A 17,470-nucleotide genomic window follows, 5' to 3' on the forward strand; every position below is an offset into this window, starting at 1 on the left:
GCGAGGGTCGTGTCCCCCCGGTACGGGGTGGGACACGGCCCTCGATGCGGACAGGGCCGCTCAGTAGCGGGGACGGGCGAACCAGGCGGTGCCGCTCGGCACGACCGGAGCCGCCGTGATGATGGCCGCGAACACCACCCAGATCAGGGGGAAGAGGATGGCGGAGGCCAGGCCGGAGTCCAGGCCCGCAAAGAGCGCGATCAGGCCGACGATCCCGCCCAGCGCACCGTAGATGACCGTGGTGATGCGGACGCCCTGACCTCCCTTGCTGAACTTCACGCCCAGGATGATCGACAGAGCCGCGAGGCCCGCCGCGATCAGGGCGAACAGCACGATGACGCCCGACGCGATGCCGGCGCCGTCGCTGAACGAGCTGAACGGGTCGTCGGACGACGTGCTGTAGCGGTCCGCCGCGTCCGAGACGTCGCTGACGAAGGCGGCGACGTAGAACCAGACGAGGGCCCCCAGGATCTGCACCGCGGAGATGATGAACAGGAAGACGCGGGCCGTGGTCAACAGGCCCGGCATGGTCGGCTGCATCATGTTGCCGACCGGGTAGCCCGGGTACGCGGGCTGCTGCGGGTAGCCGTAGCCCTGTGGGGGAACGGTGGGCGGTGCCTGCGGATATCCGTAACCGGGAGGCCCCTGCGGCGGCGCGGTGGGAGGCTGCTGCGGCGGCGGGCCGTATGGGTTGTTCGGGTCGCCGAAACTCATGGCGGGATTCCTCCGTTGCCTGGTGCGGGGACTACGCGCGGCACGGTTCGGAGGAATTTCTACAGAGCGGTCCGTCCCCCCGGTACTGCCCGCGACACTGTGTGCTCATCGTTCTTTAGCAGGCTCTTACTTGTCCAGCGCCATTCCGTATGTGTTGTCCAAGTGCAACATGAGTGATCATGGCCGGATACGGGCGAATCGGGCGTCGGACGCCCGTTGTGGCCCCGGATTGGGACCTGGACCGCGTCATCCTGGAGGATGGGGGTCATGACCGCCCAGATTCTCGATGGCAAGGCCACCGCAGCCGCGATCAAGTCCGACCTGACCGTCCGCGTGGCGGCCCTGAAGGAGAAGGGCGTCACGCCCGGCCTCGGGACGGTCCTGGTCGGGGACGACCCCGGAAGCCAGAAGTACGTCGCGGGCAAGCACCGCGACTGCGCCCAGGTCGGCATCGCCTCCATCCAGCGCGAACTGCCCGCGACCGCCACGCAGGAAGAGATCGAGGCGGTGGTCCGCGAGCTGAACGAGGACCCTGCCTGTACCGGCTACATCGTCCAGCTGCCGCTTCCCAAGGGCATCGACGAGAACCGCATCCTGGAACTGATGGACCCGGACAAGGACGCGGACGGCCTGCACCCGATGAACCTCGGGCGCCTCGTCCTCAACGAGCCCGCCCCGCTGCCCTGCACCCCCAACGGCGTCCTCACGCTCCTGCGCCGCTACGGCGTGGAGATCAAGGGCGCCGAGGTCGTGGTCGTCGGCCGCGGCGTGACCATCGGGCGCCCGATGCCGCTGCTGCTGACGCGGCGCAGCGAGAACGCCACGGTCACCCAGTGCCACACCGGCACCCGTGACCTCTCCGCGCACCTCAAGCGCGCCGACATCATCGTCGCCGCGGCGGGCTCCGCGCACCTCATCAGGGCCGAGGACGTGAAGCCGGGCGCCGCCGTTCTGGACGTCGGTGTCTCACGCAGCGCCGAGGGCAAGATCGTCGGCGACGTCCACCCGGACGTCGCCGAGGTCGCCGCCTGGATCTCCCCGAACCCGGGTGGAGTCGGCCCGATGACCCGGGCACAGCTGCTCGTCAACGTGGTGGAAGCGGCGGAACGCAGTGTCGGCTGACGGCAACACCCACGAGTCCGAGGACGGCGCGGCGCGCGAGGCGCGAGGCGCGGGCACCGAGGCGGCCGTACGGGAGGCGGAGAGCGCGCTGCGCGATGCCGTCACCGGCGCGCGTGCCGGAGCCTCCACGGCCGCTACGTCCACCACCGCCTCTGCGGCCTCCGCTGCCTCCGAGGCGCGCGGTACGGGCGGCCGGGCGCCGGAGCCCGGGGCGGGTGCCGAGGGCGCTGCGCGGGCCGGGTCCGAGTCCGGGGCAGGCCCTGAGTCCGGCTCCGAGGCCGGATCCGGAAAGGGGGCCGAGACCGAGGCCGAGTTGAAGACCGAGGCAGGGTCCAGGGTCGGGTCCGAGGAGGCTGTGATCGAGGCCGAGTTGAAGACCGAAGCCCGGGCCGAGTCCGGGGCCGGGTCTGAGTCCGAGTCCGGCGCTGAGGCGGCGGGCGGGGTCGGGTCCGGGGGCGGCGCTGAGGCCGCGACCGGGGCCGGCACTGAGGCCGAGGCCGAGGTCGAAGCCGAGGGCGAGGAACTGGACGGGCTCGCCGTGCGGGACGCGATCAGCGCGCCCGACGCCGAAGGGAAGCCGCGGCGCACCACGCGGCGCTTCCCGCTGTTCACCCGGGACACGGCACGGCCCGAGGGCGGCGGCCGGGCGGCGTCCGGGGACGCCCCGGCGCCCGCGCGGCAGTGGCCCATCCTCACCGTGCTGTCGGCCGTCGCGCTCGGCCTGCTGCTCACCGCGCTCGACCTGTTCCGCGTCGGCACGATCCTGATCGGCGCCGCGCTGCTCGCGGGTGCCGCGATGCGCTGGATACTGCCCAGTGTCGGCATGCTCGCGGTCCGCTCCCGCTTCACGGACATGCTCACGTACGGCGTCCTGGGCATCGCCATCGTGGTGCTCGCGCTGATGGCCCAGCCCAATCCCTTGCTGGTGATCCCGTTCCTCGACGACACGTTGCACTTCACGGTGCGCTGAATCGCGGACGACGTACGCGTGCGTGCCGGCTCGCCGGTGCGTGCCCGCGGCCCGTCTTCTCCTTCGGGGGAGGGCGGGCCGCGTTGTTTCACCCGACGCCCGCTTGCCGGCTTCGGGTTCGACCCCGACCCCGGGTTCCGGTCCGGGGATGACGGCGGCCCGTCCCCTCCCCCGAGTCGGGACGGGCCGCGATCGGGCGAGTGTTCCGCCCGGGGCCAACCCTTGTGCACGGGAACGGCCTGTTTCAACAGTCGGCCGTTCGCTGTGGCACGGAAGTGACCATTCCGGTACGGTGTGCGCGCTGTGCGACGGGAACCGCCCGACTCCGGCCCGCCGAGCGATCGTTGCGGCCTGCCGTCGCGCCGGTGCGGGTGCCGGTGGAACACGGGACCGTGATCCGGCGGGCGTGCAACGGTGCGTGCTCCGGCTCGAAGGCTCTCGCGCGCCCACGTACCGGGAACTGAGATCCTGGCCGAGCGCATCTCTGTGGGTAACCAGAACGGGGACTCGGCGGCGACGGGGGTACCCCTCCACCGGACGCCGGGCCGAGAGCGCGGGAGTCACACGCGGGGAACATTCGTGCATGTACGGGGGGAAGTGGGAAGCATGCCTCGTTGGAAGGCGTTGCCGGATGAACTCGATCCGCAGGTCAAGGAGTTCGCCGACCAGCTGCGACTGCTCGTCGACCGGAACGGGTTGAGCATCGCGGCCGTGGCCGACCGCACGGGCTACAGCAAGGCATCCTGGGAGCGTTACCTGAACGGCCGGCTGCTCGCGCCCAAGGGCGCGGTCGTCGCGCTGGCCGAGGTGACCGGGACCAGTCCCGTGCATCTGGCGACCATGTGGGAGCTGGCCGAGCGTGCCTGGAGCCGTTCGGAGATGCGCCACGACATGACGATGGAGGCCATACGAATATCCCAGGCGCGGGCTGCGCTGGGGGAGTTCGGGCCGTCTTCGGCGAAGGGGAGCGGAGGGCGGCAGCAGTCGGCCCGTCGGGGCGGCCGCGCGACCGCCGCGCCCGGGACCGCCGGGCCGGCAGGGGGTTCGCCTGCGGCGCCACCGTCCGGGCCGCCTTCCAGGTCTCCATCGGTGCCGGCGCAGCCGTCCGGGCGGGACGGGGGCCAGACCTCGTCCGGAGGAGCGGCGGGCGGAACTGGTGGGGCCCCCGGCCCCTCGGCCGGTGGGGCAGGGCGTGCCGGCGGCAGCTGGGGGGCTGTCGCGTCGCCGCCCGACGGGGCCGGCCGGTTCGGTCCGGTGGCTTCGATGGTTCCGGTGGGGCCGCCTCGTGCGGCAGGGGGGCCGGAGCCGCAGGACGCGCGGCCCGCCGGTGCCGGGCCGGGAGAGGACTCCGTGCGCCGGAAGCGGCGGCTGACGATGTTCCTCGCCGCGGTCGTGGGGGCGCTGGTCGTCGTCGCGGTCGCCGTCTGTCTCACGCGGGGCGGGGAGAAAAAGGACGCGGGCGGTACGCCGAGGACACCGGCGGCCTCCGTGAGCGCTCGGCCCGATCTGCCGCCCGGGGTGAAGTGCAGTGGGGCCGCGTGCACCGGGAAGGATCCCGAGAAGACGGGCTGCGGCGGTCGACTGGCCAGGACCACGACCAGCGTGACGGTGGGGACCACGCTGGTGGAGGTGCGGTACAGCGAGACGTGCGGGGCGGCTTGGGCCCGTGTCACGCGGGCGGCGGTGGGTGACCGGGTCGAGGTGTCGACGGGGGCCGCGGAGAAGCGGACGGCCGCGGTGGACAGGGCCGCGGACAGGTACACGTACACGCCGATGGTCGCGGTGAAGGACGCCGGTGACGCCAAGGCGTGCGCGACGCTGACGTCCGGTCAGAAGGGGTGCACGACGTAGCGGGGGCGCCCGCGCTCTCCGGCGCGACATCGGCCGCGGGGCAGGACTCTGCCTCCGGCGTCCGAGGAGCGGGGTCCGGGGCGGAGTCTCAGTGGTGATGGGTTCCCCTGGTCGAGCGAGCCCGTAGACCCGGGGGAGGGCGGGGGCGGAGGGGGCGAAGAACGGCTGCGGGCCGGTCCCGGAGAAAACCTCGGCGTTGGGGGATTGAGTTCGTTCGGAGGGGGCAGGCGGACCGTACCCCCACGGGATCCGGTGCTGTCGGGGAGGGGGGAGATCCCTTTCCGACCCCCCGGTACCCCCTTTGGCGGTCGCCGAGTTCACCCTCTCCCGAGCCCGGCGGCCGCCTTCCCGGGGGGAATTGCGGGAGATCTGTGGGGTGGGCCACACGGACCCTGACGTCCGGCGTCCCGGATGCGCGATAGCCTGACGGCGGATCTCTCTTGACGCCGAGAGATCGATCATCGGGACCTTTGATCGATCATTGCGGTGGTTGCAGGGGACGATCCTGCACCCGGGGCAGGGACGCCCCACCGCCAGCTGTCATACGGAGAACGCCATGACTCGCACTCCCGTGAACGTCACCGTCACCGGCGCGGCCGGCCAGATCGGTTACGCCCTGCTCTTCCGCATCGCCTCCGGCCAGTTGCTCGGCGCGGACGTGCCGGTCAAGCTGCGCCTCCTGGAGATCACGCCCGCCCTGAAGGCCGCCGAGGGCACCGCGATGGAGCTCGACGACTGCGCCTTCCCGCTGCTTCAGGGCATCGACATCACGGACGACCCGAACGTCGCCTTCGACGGCACCAACGTCGGTCTGCTCGTCGGCGCCCGCCCCCGTACCAAGGGCATGGAGCGCGGTGACCTGCTCTCCGCCAACGGAGGCATCTTCAAGCCGCAGGGCAAGGCCATCAACGACAACGCCGCGGACGACGTCAAGATCCTGGTCGTCGGCAACCCGGCGAACACCAACGCGCTGATCGCCCAGGCCGCCGCTCCGGACGTACCCGCCGAGCGCTTCACCGCCATGACCCGTCTGGACCACAACCGCGCGCTGACCCAGCTCGCGAAGAAGACGGGCACCACGGTTGCCGACATCAAGCGTCTGACCATCTGGGGCAACCACTCCGCCACCCAGTACCCGGACATCTTCCACGCCTCGGTCGCGGGCAAGAACGCCGCCGAGGTCGTCAACGACGAGAAGTGGCTGGCCGAGGAGTTCATCCCGACCGTCGCCAAGCGCGGCGCCGCGATCATCGAGGCCCGTGGCGCGTCCTCGGCCGCCTCGGCCGCCAACGCCGCCATCGACCACGTGTACACGTGGGTCAACGGCACGGAGGACGGCGACTGGACCTCCATGGGTATCCCGTCGGACGGTTCGTACGGTGTGCCGGAGGGTCTCATCTCCTCCTTCCCCGTCACCACGAAGGACGGCCAGTACGAGATCGTCCAGGGCCTGGACATCAACGAGTTCTCCCGCGCCCGCATCGATGCCTCCGTGAAGGAGCTCGAGGAGGAGCGCGAGGCGGTCCGCGGTCTCGGCCTGATCTGACCCGACCCGATGCGAACCGGGCTGAGCCGGGCCGAGTCGGACTGATATCGGTCCGACTCGGCCCGGCCGGATCCGTTCCGCCGCGGTACGCACGATGCCCGGGTGGTGATCGCCGCCCGGGCATCGGTGTGTCCGGGGGCCGGTGGCTCACTCGTTCCCGGTCCTCGAAGTCCCCTTGACCCTCGAAGTCCCCTTGACGGTCGCCTGGTCCGACCGGCTCCCGGCGGGCTACTCCAGCCCGCGCTTCCCCGGCGCCCAGAACGGCTTCGTCAGAACCGCTCGTCGGTCCCAGCCCGCGTCCTGGACGAGGGTTCGCTTCACCTGCTGGACGGTGCGCGCCTCTCCGGCGACGTAGGCGATGCCGCCCGGTGGCGGATTCAGCCGTCGTACCGCGTCCGGCAGGGAGATCGTGCCGCGCAGCGACCAGTCGAGCCGCCCCGCGTGCGGGACCGGGAGCCGGTCGCCGGGGGTCTGCGTCTCCACGCAGCCGGAGACCGCCTTGCCCTCGTGCAGTGCGGCCAGCATCGCGCCGAAGGCGACGGACGCCGTCTCGTCCCCCACGAACACATGATGGGCGGCGTCGGGACGCAGAACGAACGACCCCTCCGGCTTGCCGAGCCGGACGGTGTCGCCGGTCCGCGCGCTCTGCCCCCAGCGTGCCCCGGGCCCCGCCTCCGCATGGTCCAGAACGCACAACTCGACCGCGCCGGAGGGGTCGTAACGCCAGACGGAGTACGTGCGCCGGGTCAATGTGCCGTCCACCAGGATCCGCACCTGCTGTCCGGGACGGGGATCCAGGCCGGCCAGGGCGGGACCCTCGATACGCAGTCGCCGCATCCGCGCGGCGACCGGTTCGGCCTCGGTGATCGTGCCCTGGAGCATCAGCCGGTCCAGAACCCGTGTGAGCAGCGCGGGCATCGAATACTCCTTGGAGACAAGGGTGTTGGGCGTGGGCGGGAATGCGTTGTCACCGTAGGGTGCCGACGCCCCGCGTTCCAGTGCGAGTTCGGTGCGGGACGTGTGTGCGCGAGTCGGCACCCGTGACCGGAGTGCCACGAGTCGGGCTCGGGGAGCGGTCATCGGGCACGGGGCGGGAAGGCGTACGGAAAGTACGTATCGAACGTGTGTGCTTTGTCGCCATAAAGAGGGGTGCTGGTGGCGGAATTCTCACTATCGTCGTTACGTACGGTCCGCCGGGGACGGGGGCGCGGCTGAGGTTCGGCGAGAAACGCGTCGAGATCGGGCCGTCGGGTGGGGCCGACGGGGAGCGGGGGGTGACGGGATGGCGCAGCGATGGGACGCGGACCGTCGGCAATGGGTCGACGACGGTTCGGACCGGCCGGACGGCGGTGGAGTTCAGGACGGCGTCGACGCAGGCGGAGCGCCGCCGGCCGGCGAGCAGCAGCAGTCCGGGGAGCAGCAGCAGTGGTGGGCGGCGGCCACACAGGCGGGTCCACTGCGGCCCGATCCCTGTCCGCCCGCGGGCTCCGTACCACCGCAGCCACAGGCACACCCATTGCCGCCACAGGCACACCCACCGCAGCCACAGCCATTGCCGCCGCAGCCACAGCCGCATCAATGGCACCAGCACCACCAGCAGCAGGCCCAGGCCTGGTCGCAGCCGCCCCAGCAGCCGCAGACCTGGCCCGGGGGTGGTGCGACGCTCGGAGGCGGTCAGGCGCCGAGGGCCGGTGACTCGCGGCGACTGCTTCTGGTGATTGTGGCCGTGGCCGTTCTGGCGGGTGGTGTGGGTGGCGGGCTGTGGGCGTTGACCAGAGGGGATTCGCCCGGGCATCCGGACGCGGGCCTGTCCGGTCCCTCGGTGACCGTCACGGCGACGCAGCCCGGCGTGGCTCCGGACAGCTCGAACGTCTCCGGTGCCTCCGGCGGCGAGGGTGCCTACGCCGACCCGGCTGTGACCACCGCCCCGGCGCCGTCCCCCGGGTACAGCCGTGCGGTCGACCCGATCGGCTACACCGTGGATGTGCCGGACGGCTGGGCGCGCGAAGAGAAGCAGGGCAAGCTGGCGCCCGTCGTCACCTACACGGCACCCGACGGCAACCGCAGGCTCATGGTGTTCGAGGTCACGGAGCCCTCGGCGGCGGAGTCCTCGGCGCTGGCCGAGGACATCGCGAAGGGGGCCAAGGGCTACCAGTACCTGGACCGGCGGACCGGCACCGACTGGACGGAGTTCAGCTACCGCTACTACGACAAGCGGTACGGAGCCACCCAGACCGTCGACCACCGTTTCCAGGCCGCCGACGGCACGCCGTACGCCATCATCGCGAGCGGTCCGCCGGGCGCGGACATGACCGAGCAGCTCACGACGGCCGTGAACTCCTTCTGCCCGACCGGGTCCGACTGCACGAGCCCCGGCTGAGACATGAGCCGGACTTGATGTACGAGCCCCGGCCGGCGCATGAGTTGCACTTGACGCACGAGCACCGGCTGGCGCGGGATCACCGCTGAAGCAGGAGTCGCCCCTAACGCGCGGGCGGTTCCTGCGCCCCCGCGCCGGGCAGCCGCTTCTCGAACCAGTACGCCGCGTACACGTTGTCGTCGTACCGCGGGATCTCCGTGTATCCGCACGCCCGGTACATCGCCCGGGCCTCGGTCAGCGTGGCGTGCGTGTCGAGCCGTACGACGGTGAACTCGCGCTCGGTGGCCCGCTGTTCGAGGCCGTCGAGGATGCGGCGTCCGAGGCCGAGCCGACGAGCGGCGGGATGTACCCACACATGGCGGATCTCGCCCACGCGGGGAGCGAGCCGGCGCAGCGCGCCGCAGCCCACGGGACGGTCCTCCTCGTAGGCGACGAGGAAGGCGCCCGCGTCGCCCGACACCTCGTGGGGCCGGACGAGGGTGCCGGGGTCGAAGCCCTCGGGGAACCGCTCGTCGATGTCGGCCGCGTACGCGTCGAGGCAGGCGCGGGCGTCGGGGGAGGCGCCGTCGACGGTCTCGACGGTGATCGCGGCGAGCCGGAGCAGACGGTGTGCCGTGCCGAGAGCTGCGGTCAGCTCCGCGCGCCGGGGAGCGTCGAGACCGCTGAGCAGGCCCTCGGTCAGACCGTCGGCCAGCCGGTTCTGCTCCTTCACCTCGGCCTGCCCGGCGGCCGTGAGACCGGCGACCCGCAGTCTGCTGTCACCGGGATGGACGCTGACCCGGACGAGGCCCTGTGACTCCAGGGCCCGGACCATCCGGCTCAAGTACCCCGCGTCCAGGCCGAGTCGGGACCTGAGCTCGCGCAGGGAGGCTCCCGCCCCGCCGATCTCGAACAGCAGCCGGGCCTCGCCGAGGGGGCGGTCCTGGCCGAGGTAGTGGTCGTCGAGGGCTCCGATGCGCCGGGTGAAGTAGCGGTTGAACCGCCGCAGCGCCGTCACCTGGTCCGCTGACACTGGCTCCATTTTTTCCGGCTCTCTGTCCGGTCCCACTCCATCCCTCTTTCCTTTGACTTTAGTCAAAGGAAAGAGGGATGTCTATCACCCGTTCTCATCGCATTTTGGTGGATTTTTCAGTGACCCGGCGCACTTTTGGTGACGGATTGTGCATGCAACCGGGGTCGAAGGGCAGGTGCTCACGGCTCCCAGGAGTGACACGCGTGTGACGCAGGGGCATCGAACAAGAACGGAAGGCAACACCGATCATGGCCGGACAGCAGGCAGAGCAGACCATCCACGTGGGCGGCGAGTGGCGCGCGGCGCTCTCTGGCGCGACGCGCGAGATCCTCGACCCCGCCGATGCCGAGCCGTTCGCCGTGGTCGCGGAAGGTGACGAGAAGGACGCGGACCTCGCGGTCGCCGCCGCACGCCGCGCCTTCGACGAGGGTCCCTGGCCGCACACCCCCGTCACCGAGCGCGCCGCCCTGCTGCGCCGCGTCGCCGACCTCCTCGTCCGCGACCGCGAGGAGCTCGGGCTGCTCGAAAGCCGTGACGCGGGCAAGACCCTGGAGGAGGGGCGCGTCGACATCGACTGCGTCGCCGACGCCTTCCGCTACTTCGCCGACCTCGTGGTGGGGGAGGGCGGCGGGCGTGTGGTGGACGCCGGTTCGTCCGACGTCCACAGCGTCGTCGTGCACGAGCCCGTCGGCGTATGTGCGCTGATCACACCTTGGAACTACCCTCTCCTGCAGGCCAGTTGGAAGATCGCTCCAGCCCTCGCCGCCGGCAACACCTTCGTGGTCAAGCCGAGCGAGATCACCCCGCTGACCACGGTCGCCCTGCTCGGTCTGCTGGCCGAGGCAGGGCTGCCCGCCGGTGTCGCCGGCCTCGTCACGGGCCCCGGACACACCGTCGGAGCCCGCCTCGCCGAGCACCCCGACGTCGACCTCGTCTCCTTCACCGGCGGCCTCGCCAGCGGTACGAAGGTGGCACGCGCCGCCGCCGACACGGTCAAGAAGGTCGCGCTCGAACTCGGCGGCAAGAACCCCAACGTCGTCTTCGCCGACGCCTGTGCCACCGGGGAGGGCTTCGACACCGCAGTCGACCAGGCCCTCAACGCCGCTTTCATCCACAGCGGCCAGGTGTGCTCGGCCGGTTCGCGGCTCATCGTCGAGGAGTCCCTGCGCGAGCGTTTCGTCGCCGAACTCGCGCGCAGGGCAAACGCGATCCGGCTGGGCCGCGGCACCGAGGACGGCGTCGAGTGCGGCCCGCTCGTCTCCGAGCAGCAGCGCGCGAAGACCGAGGCGTACGTCGCCGCCGCACTGGCCGAGGGCGCGGTGCTGCGCGCCGGCGGCAAGCGGCCCGAGCCGTCCGGAGTCCGGCCCGCCACCGGGTACTTCTACGAGCCGACCGTGCTCGACCAGTGCCACCGCGGGATGCGGGTCGTCCGCGAGGAGGTCTTCGGGCCTGTCCTCACCGTCGAGACCTTCGCCACCGAGGACGAGGCCGTCGCTCTCGCCAACGACACCGAGTACGGCCTCGCGGGGGCCGTCTGGACCGCCGACGCCGGCCGCGCCCGCCGCGTCGCCGGCCGGCTGCGCCACGGCACCGTCTGGATCAACGACTTCCACCCCTACCTCCCGCAGGCGGAGTGGGGCGGCTTCGGCAGGAGCGGCGTCGGGCGCGAACTCGGCCCGGCCGGGCTCGCCGAATACCAAGAGACCAAGCACGTCTACCAGAACCTCGCGCCGAAGCCCGTGCGCTGGTTCGCCGGCTGAGACCGGCAGGCAGGTCCCGCCCGTCGGCCAGTGGGTCGACGGCCGTGCACCGGGCGCCGGTCGGCCGCCCCGCATGGGGTGACGACCCGAGCCGCCGCCCGGCGCCGACCCGTTCCCCGCCCTCTTCTCCGTCCCCCGTCCCCACTTCGCCCCCTTCCTCCAATCCCCCACCGCACAAGGCACTTTGGAGCACCTTCATGTCCCAGCACGAGAACACGTACGACTACGTCGTCATCGGCGGCGGCACGGCGGGCTCCGTGATCGCGTCCCGCCTCACCGAGAACCCCGACGTCACCGTCGCCGTCATCGAGGGCGGGCCCAGCGACGTCGGCCGCGACGACGTCCTGACCCTGCGCCGCTGGATGGGCCTGCTCGGCGGGGAGCTGGACTACGACTACCCGACGACCGAGCAGCCGCGGGGCAACTCGCACATCCGGCACAGCCGGGCCCGGGTCCTCGGCGGCTGCTCGTCGCACAACACGCTGATCGCGTTCAAGCCGCTGCCGTCCGACTGGGACGAGTGGGAGGCGGCCGGTGCCAAGGGCTGGGGCGCGGTGTCGATGGAGGGGTACTACGCGCGGCTCCTGAACAACATCGTCCCGGTCGACGAGAAGGACCGGAACGCCATCGCGAGGGACTTCGTGGACGCGGCACAGTCCGCCCTCGACGTGCCGCGCGTCGAGGGCTTCAACCGGCAGCCGTTCACCGAGGGTGTGGGCTTCTTCGACCTCGCGTACCACCCGGAGACCAACAAGCGGTCGAGCGCCTCGGTGGCGTACCTGCACCCGGTGATGGACGAGCGGCCCAACCTGACTCTCCTGCTGGAGACCTGGGCGTACAAGCTGGAACTCGACGGGACCCGGGTCACGGGCGTGCACGTCCGCACGAAGGACGACGAAGAGGTCCTCGTACGGGCGAGGAACGAGGTCCTGCTGTGCGCGGGCGCGGTCGACTCGCCGCGTCTGCTGCTGCACTCCGGCGTCGGACCCGCCGGTGATCTGGAGGAGCTCGACATCCCGGTCGTGCACGATCTGCCGGCGTCGGCGAGAACCTGCTCGACCACCCCGAGTCGGTGATCGTCTGGGAGACGAACGGGCCGATCCCGGAGAACTCCGCGATGGACTCCGACGCGGGCCTGTTCGTCCGCCGCGACCCCCAACAGCCGGGCCCCGACCTCATGTTCCACTTCTACCAGATCCCCTTCACGGACAACCCGGAGCGCCTCGGCTACGAACGCCCCGCGCACGGCGTCTCCATGACCCCCAACATCCCCAAGCCGCGCAGCCGCGGCCGCCTCCACCTGACCAGCGCCGACCCCGCCGTCAAACCCGCCCTGGACTTCCGGTACTTCACGGACGAGGACGACTACGACGGCCGTACCCTCGTCGACGGCATCAAGATCGCCCGCGAGATAGCCGGGGCCGAGCCACTCGCCGGCTGGCTCAAGCGCGAGGTGTGCCCCGGCCCCGCCGTCACCGACGACGAGGAACTCGGCGCGTACGCCCGCCAGGTCGCGCACACCGTGTACCACCCGGCAGGCACCTGCCGGATGGGTGACCTCTCCGACGAACGCGCGGTGGTGGACCCCGAACTGCGGGTCCGCGGCCTCGACGGCATCCGTATCGCCGACGCCTCCGTCTTTCCGACCATGCCCGCCGTGAACCCGATGATCGCGGTGCTCATGGTCGGCGAGAAGGCCGCCGACCTGATCGGGGGCGGTGCGTGATGAGTACGACGACCAACGGAGACGCCGCACGAGTGAACGAGGGCACGGCAACCACCGGGAACACCGCGGCCGGTGCCGCCCGTGCAACCGACGGCACGGCACCCGGCGCGTACGGAACGGCTGGTACGGCCGACAGCAGCTCCACCACCTCCGGTGATGCGGGAATCAACCCCGTCTTCTCCGTGCGCAACCTGTGGAAGGTCTTCGGTCCGAAGGCCGACCGCGTCCCCGGCGACCCCGGACTCGCCTCCCTCGACGCCGCCGAACTGCGCGCCGCCACCGGCTGCACCGCCGCCGTCCGTGACGTCGGTTTCGACGTCCGCAAGGGCGAGGTCTTCGTCGTCATGGGCCTGTCCGGCTCGGGCAAGTCCACGCTCGTGCGCTGTCTCACCCGGCTGATCGAGCCCACCTCGGGCCGCCTCTCGATCGACGGCGAGGACGTCCTCGCGATGGACAAGGCGCGGCTGCGCGAACTGCGCCGCCACCGCGCCGCCATGGTCTTCCAGCACTTCGGCCTGCTGCCGCACCGCTCGGTGCTCGACAACGTCGCCTACGGCCTGGAGATCCAGGGTGTCTCGCGCGGGGAACGCCGGGCGAGGGCCGCCGAGGTCGTCGCCAAGGTCGGCCTGGAAGGCATGGAGCAGCGCAGGCCCGGACAGCTGTCCGGCGGTCAGCAACAGCGCGTCGGGCTGGCCCGCGCGCTCGCCGTCGAGCCCGAAGTCCTGCTCTTCGACGAGCCGTTCAGCGCGCTCGACCCGATGATCCGGCGCGACATGCAGGAGGAGGTCGTCCGGCTGCACCGCGAGGAGGGCCGCACGATGGTCTTCATCACCCATGACCTGACCGAGGCCCTGCGTCTCGGCGACCGCATCGCCCTGATGCGCGACGGCCGGATCGTCCAGCTCGGCACACCCGAGGAGATCGTCGGCTCCCCGGCCGACGCCTACGTCCGCGAGTTCGTCCGGGACGTGCCCCGCGAGCAGGTCATGACGGTCCGCACGGCGATGCGGGCCGGGGACTGCGGAGGGCCGGACCACCCCGGCGCGCTCGCCCCCGACACCGTGGTCGCCGATGCCATCAAGGCCGTCGCCCGCACGGGCCGGGCCGCCTGCGTCGTAGGGGACGGCCGCTGCCTCGGTGTCGTCGACCACGAGCGGCTGCTCCACGTCGTCGCCGGGTCGGATCTTCGCGACGCGTCGAGCCTCCGGGACCGATCGAGTCTGCGAGGCGGGTCGACTCCGCCCACCGGCGCGGACCCGGTCCCGCAGACCGACCCGGACCCACTCGCCGACCCGGACCCGCGCACCGGCTCGGACCCGCAGACCGGCTCGGTCCCGCGCACCGACCGGGAGGCGCAGACCGCCCCCGTCCCGCGCACCGCCCCGGACCCGCGCAAGGAGGCGCTGTGATGGCCGCAGTCACCACGTCCACCTCCGTCCCCCGTACGGTCCTTCCCCGGCGCCTCAGTCATCCGGCCGTCGGCAAGCTCCTGCTGCTCGCGGTCGTCGCGGCGGTGCTCGTGCCTCTCGCCAACGCTCGTTGGTCCAGCGGCAGTTGGCCGCACGCGCTGACCGTCGACCTGACCGGACCGCTCGGCAGAGCCGGCGACTGGATCATCGACAACCGTGACAGCCACCCACTGTTCCTGTACTTCTTCGGCTACGTCAGCAACGCCGTCGTCCTCTCGGTACGCGCCGTCTATCTGTTGCTCCTCGCGGCCGGCTGGGCCGGAGCGACCGCCGTGGCCGCCCTCGTGGCCTGGCGGGCCGCGGGCCTACGGCCCGCCCTCGGCACCGGCGCGGCCTTCCTCGCCTGCGGCCTGCTCGGCATGTGGGTGCCCACCATGCAGACGCTGGCCGTCATGGTGGTCGCCGTGTTCGCCTCCGTCGTGCTGGGCACGCTGCTCGGCCTCGCCGCCGGGCTCTCCGACCGCACCCACCGCGCGCTGCGCCCCGTCCTCGACACCATGCAGGTGCTCCCGGCGTTCGCGTATCTGCTGCCCGTCGTGCTGGTCTTCGGCATCGGTGTGCCAGCGGCCGTGCTCGCCACCGTCGTCTACGCCGCCCCGCCCATGGCCCGGCTCACCGCGCTCGGCCTGCGCGACGCGGACGAGGGCGTGCTGGAGGCCGTCGCCTCGCTCGGCGCCACGGCCCGGCAGCGGTTGCTCACCGCCCGCCTACCGCTGGCCCGCAAGGAACTCCTTCTCGGCCTCAACCAGACGATCATGATGGCGCTGTCGATGGCCGTCATCGCCTCGGTGATCGGCGCCGGCGGTCTCGGTGACCGCGTCTACCAGGCCCTCGCCTCCGTGGACGTGGGCGCAGCGCTCGCAGCCGGCATCCCGATCGTCCTCCTCGCGGTCGTCCTCGACCGGGTCACGGCCGCGGCGGGTGAACGGCTCGGAGAGGCCCACGAGAAGACTTCCCGGGTGTACGTGGCGGCCGCCGCCGTGGCCGCTGTGGCCGCCGTGGCCGCCGGACGTCTCGCGGGCCGGCCGGACTGGCCCGACGCCTGGGTGGTGAACATCGCGGAGCCGGTGAACAGCGCCGTCGACTGGATGACCGGCCACCTCTACTCAGGCGTCCCCTGCATCGGCGGCACCGCCGACTGGGCGGGCCACTTCACCACCTGGGTCCTCGACCCGCTCCGGGACGGTCTGCAGTGGCTGCCCTGGTGGGCCGTGCTGCTCATCGTCGCCGCCCTCGCCTGGCTGATCGGCACCTGGCGCACCGCGCTCACCGCCGTCCTCGCCATGGCCGCGATCGGCGTGCTGGGCGCGTGGAAGTCGTCCCTCGACACGCTCTCCCAGGTGCTCGCGGCGGTCGCAGTGACCCTCGTGCTCGGCTTCGCCACCGGTATCGCGGCCGCGCGCAGCGAGCGGTTCGAGCGCCTGCTGCGGCCCGTCCTCGACGTCTTCCAGACCATGCCGCAGTTCGTGTACCTCATCCCCGTGGTGGCGCTGTTCGGCGTCGGCCGCGCACCCGCCGTCGCCGCCGCGGTCGTCTACGCGCTGCCCGCCGTGGTCCGCATCACCACCCAGGGGCTGCGCGCCGTCGACCCGGCCGCGCTGGAGGCCGCCCGCTCCCTCGGCGCGAGCGCCGGGCAGCAACTGCGGCAGGTCCAGCTGCCGTTGGCTCGGCCCGCGCTGCTGCTCGCCGTCAACCAGGGCGTCGTCCTGGTCCTCGCCGTCGTCATCATCGGCGGCCTGGTCGGCGGCGGCGCGCTGGGATACGACGTCGTGTTCGGCCTCGCCCAGGGCGACCTGGCCACCGGCCTGGTCGCGGGCGCCGCGATCGTCTGCCTCGGCCTGATGCTCGACCGGGTGACCCAGCCGACGCGGCGCCGCGCGAAGAAAGGAGCCTGACATGCGACCTCGTACACGTGCGACATCCACGGTGGCCGGCGCGTCCGCCCTGCTGCTGCTCACCGGCTGCGGTGCCGCCGACATGACCAGGCAGGCCTCGCCCTTCGCGAACGCCCAGGGCGCCAGGACGGTCACCCTGTCCGTGCAGTCGTGGGTCGGCGCCCAGTCGAACGTGGCCGTGGCGCAGTACCTCCTGGGACACGAGATGGGCTATCGCGTCGACACCGTCCAGGTCGACGAGGTGCCCGCCTGGGACGCGCTCAGCCAGGGCCGCGTCGACGCGATCCTGGAGGACTGGGGCCACCCCGACCAGGAGAAGCGGTACGTCGAGGACAAGAAGACGATCGAGCCCGGCGGGAACCTGGGCGTGACCGGGCACATCGGCTGGTACGTCCCGACGTACTTCGCGAAGCAGCACCCCGACGTCACGGACTGGAGGAACCTCGACGAGTACGCCGACCGACTGCGCACGCCCGAGAGCGGCGGCAAGGGCCAACTCCTCGACGGCTCCCCGTCGTACGTCACCAACGACAAGGCGCTGGTGAACAACCTGCACCTGAACTACCAGGTGGTGTTCGCCGGTTCGGAGGCCGCGCAGATCACGCAGATGAAGCAGTTCGCGAAGGAGCGGAAGCCCTTCCTCACGTACTGGTACTCCCCGCAGTGGCTGTTCGAGAAGGTCCCCATGACCGAGGTGAAGCTGCCCGCCTACAAGGAGGGCTGCGACGCCGACGCGGCGAAGGTCGCCTGCGCCTACCCGCACACCCCACTGCGCAAGTACCTCAACGCCGACTTCGCGAGGACCGGCGGCAAGGCCGCCGCCTTCCTGAAGAACTTCAAGTGGACCACCGAGGACCAGAACGAGGTCTCCCTGATGATCGCCAACGACAAGCTGACGCCGCAGGAGGCGGCGAAGAAGTGGGTGGAGCACCACGCGTCGACCTGGCGTGCATGGCTTCCGTCGTAGTGGCCGGGGCCCTGCACGGCCCGGGGCGGGTGCCAGAGGTGGCACCCGCCCCACGGAA

General features: G+C 71.7%; 12 protein-coding genes and 1 pseudogene. 10 read left to right on the plus strand and 3 right to left on the minus strand.

Annotated elements, in window-relative coordinates; all coding sequences use genetic code 11:
• Positions 1-60 precede the first annotated feature (60 nt).
• A complete protein-coding gene (locus N4G66_RS22390) occupies positions 61-714 on the minus strand; it encodes a hypothetical protein (RefSeq protein WP_261705936.1) in 654 nt (217 codons plus the stop codon).
• Between the two features lie 267 nt (positions 715-981).
• Between N4G66_RS22390 and N4G66_RS22395 the strand changes: the two genes are divergently transcribed.
• The 4 genes from N4G66_RS22395 to N4G66_RS22410 all read left to right on the plus strand — a co-directional run bounded on the left by N4G66_RS22395 (position 982) and on the right by N4G66_RS22410 (position 6,203).
• On the plus strand, positions 982-1,836 hold the full coding sequence (locus tag N4G66_RS22395; RefSeq protein ID WP_081218974.1) for a bifunctional methylenetetrahydrofolate dehydrogenase/methenyltetrahydrofolate cyclohydrolase: 855 nt from the start codon (positions 982-984) through the stop codon (positions 1,834-1,836).
• A 523-nt stretch (positions 1,837-2,359) separates the two neighbouring features.
• On the plus strand, positions 2,360-2,806 hold the full coding sequence (locus tag N4G66_RS22400; protein ID WP_391858859.1) for a DUF3017 domain-containing protein: 447 nt from the start codon (positions 2,360-2,362) through the stop codon (positions 2,804-2,806).
• A 606-nt stretch (positions 2,807-3,412) separates the two neighbouring features.
• Complete coding sequence (locus N4G66_RS22405; RefSeq protein ID WP_261705937.1) at positions 3,413-4,657, plus strand: helix-turn-helix domain-containing protein; 1,245 nt, start codon at positions 3,413-3,415, stop codon at positions 4,655-4,657.
• Between the two features lie 556 nt (positions 4,658-5,213).
• Positions 5,214-6,203, plus strand: a complete 990-nt coding sequence (locus N4G66_RS22410; RefSeq protein WP_261705938.1) for a malate dehydrogenase — start codon at positions 5,214-5,216, stop codon at positions 6,201-6,203.
• 228 nt (positions 6,204-6,431) lie between these two features.
• Here N4G66_RS22410 and N4G66_RS22415 read toward each other — a convergent pair whose 3' ends face one another.
• A complete protein-coding gene (locus N4G66_RS22415; protein WP_261705939.1) occupies positions 6,432-7,121 on the minus strand; it encodes a siderophore-interacting protein in 690 nt (229 codons plus the stop codon).
• Positions 7,122-7,485: 364 nt separating this feature from the next.
• Here N4G66_RS22415 and N4G66_RS22420 point away from each other — a divergent pair, with 364 nt between their 5' ends.
• A complete protein-coding gene (locus tag N4G66_RS22420) occupies positions 7,486-8,583 on the plus strand; it encodes a hypothetical protein (RefSeq protein WP_261705940.1) in 1,098 nt (365 codons plus the stop codon).
• A gap of 103 nt (positions 8,584-8,686) precedes the next feature.
• Here N4G66_RS22420 and N4G66_RS22425 read toward each other — a convergent pair whose 3' ends face one another.
• Positions 8,687-9,604 (minus strand): bifunctional helix-turn-helix transcriptional regulator/GNAT family N-acetyltransferase, encoded by a 918-nt coding sequence (locus N4G66_RS22425; RefSeq protein ID WP_261705941.1) that lies wholly within the window; start codon positions 9,602-9,604, stop codon positions 8,687-8,689.
• A 239-nt stretch (positions 9,605-9,843) separates the two neighbouring features.
• On the opposite strand from N4G66_RS22425, the gene N4G66_RS22430 reads away from it, so the two are divergent.
• From N4G66_RS22430 to N4G66_RS22450, 5 genes and pseudogenes are all read left to right on the plus strand, one after another.
• Entirely contained in the window at positions 9,844-11,355 is a 1,512-nt protein-coding gene (locus N4G66_RS22430; protein ID WP_261705942.1) for an aldehyde dehydrogenase family protein, read from the plus strand.
• A 197-nt stretch (positions 11,356-11,552) separates the two neighbouring features.
• Positions 11,553-13,081, plus strand: a pseudogene (locus tag N4G66_RS22435) (GMC family oxidoreductase).
• A complete protein-coding gene (locus N4G66_RS22440; RefSeq protein WP_315903680.1) occupies positions 13,081-14,490 on the plus strand; it encodes a quaternary amine ABC transporter ATP-binding protein in 1,410 nt (469 codons plus the stop codon). Before N4G66_RS22435 ends, N4G66_RS22440 begins: the two are co-directional and overlap by 1 nt.
• Positions 14,490-16,445 carry an ABC transporter permease gene (locus tag N4G66_RS22445; RefSeq protein WP_261705943.1) on the plus strand — a complete coding sequence of 652 codons (1,956 nt, stop codon included), beginning with the start codon at positions 14,490-14,492 and terminating at the stop codon, positions 16,443-16,445. Before N4G66_RS22440 ends, N4G66_RS22445 begins: the two co-directional genes overlap by 1 nt.
• Position 16,446: 1 nt before the next feature.
• The gene (locus tag N4G66_RS22450) at positions 16,447-17,412 is read left to right on the plus strand and encodes an ABC transporter substrate-binding protein (protein WP_261705944.1); all 966 of its coding nucleotides are present in this window, start codon (positions 16,447-16,449) and stop codon (positions 17,410-17,412) included.
• Positions 17,413-17,470 lie beyond the last annotated feature (58 nt).

The organism is Streptomyces rhizosphaerihabitans, from assembly GCF_025399795.1.
In the GTDB taxonomy this organism is placed as follows: domain Bacteria; phylum Actinomycetota; class Actinomycetes; order Streptomycetales; family Streptomycetaceae; genus Streptomyces; species Streptomyces rhizosphaerihabitans.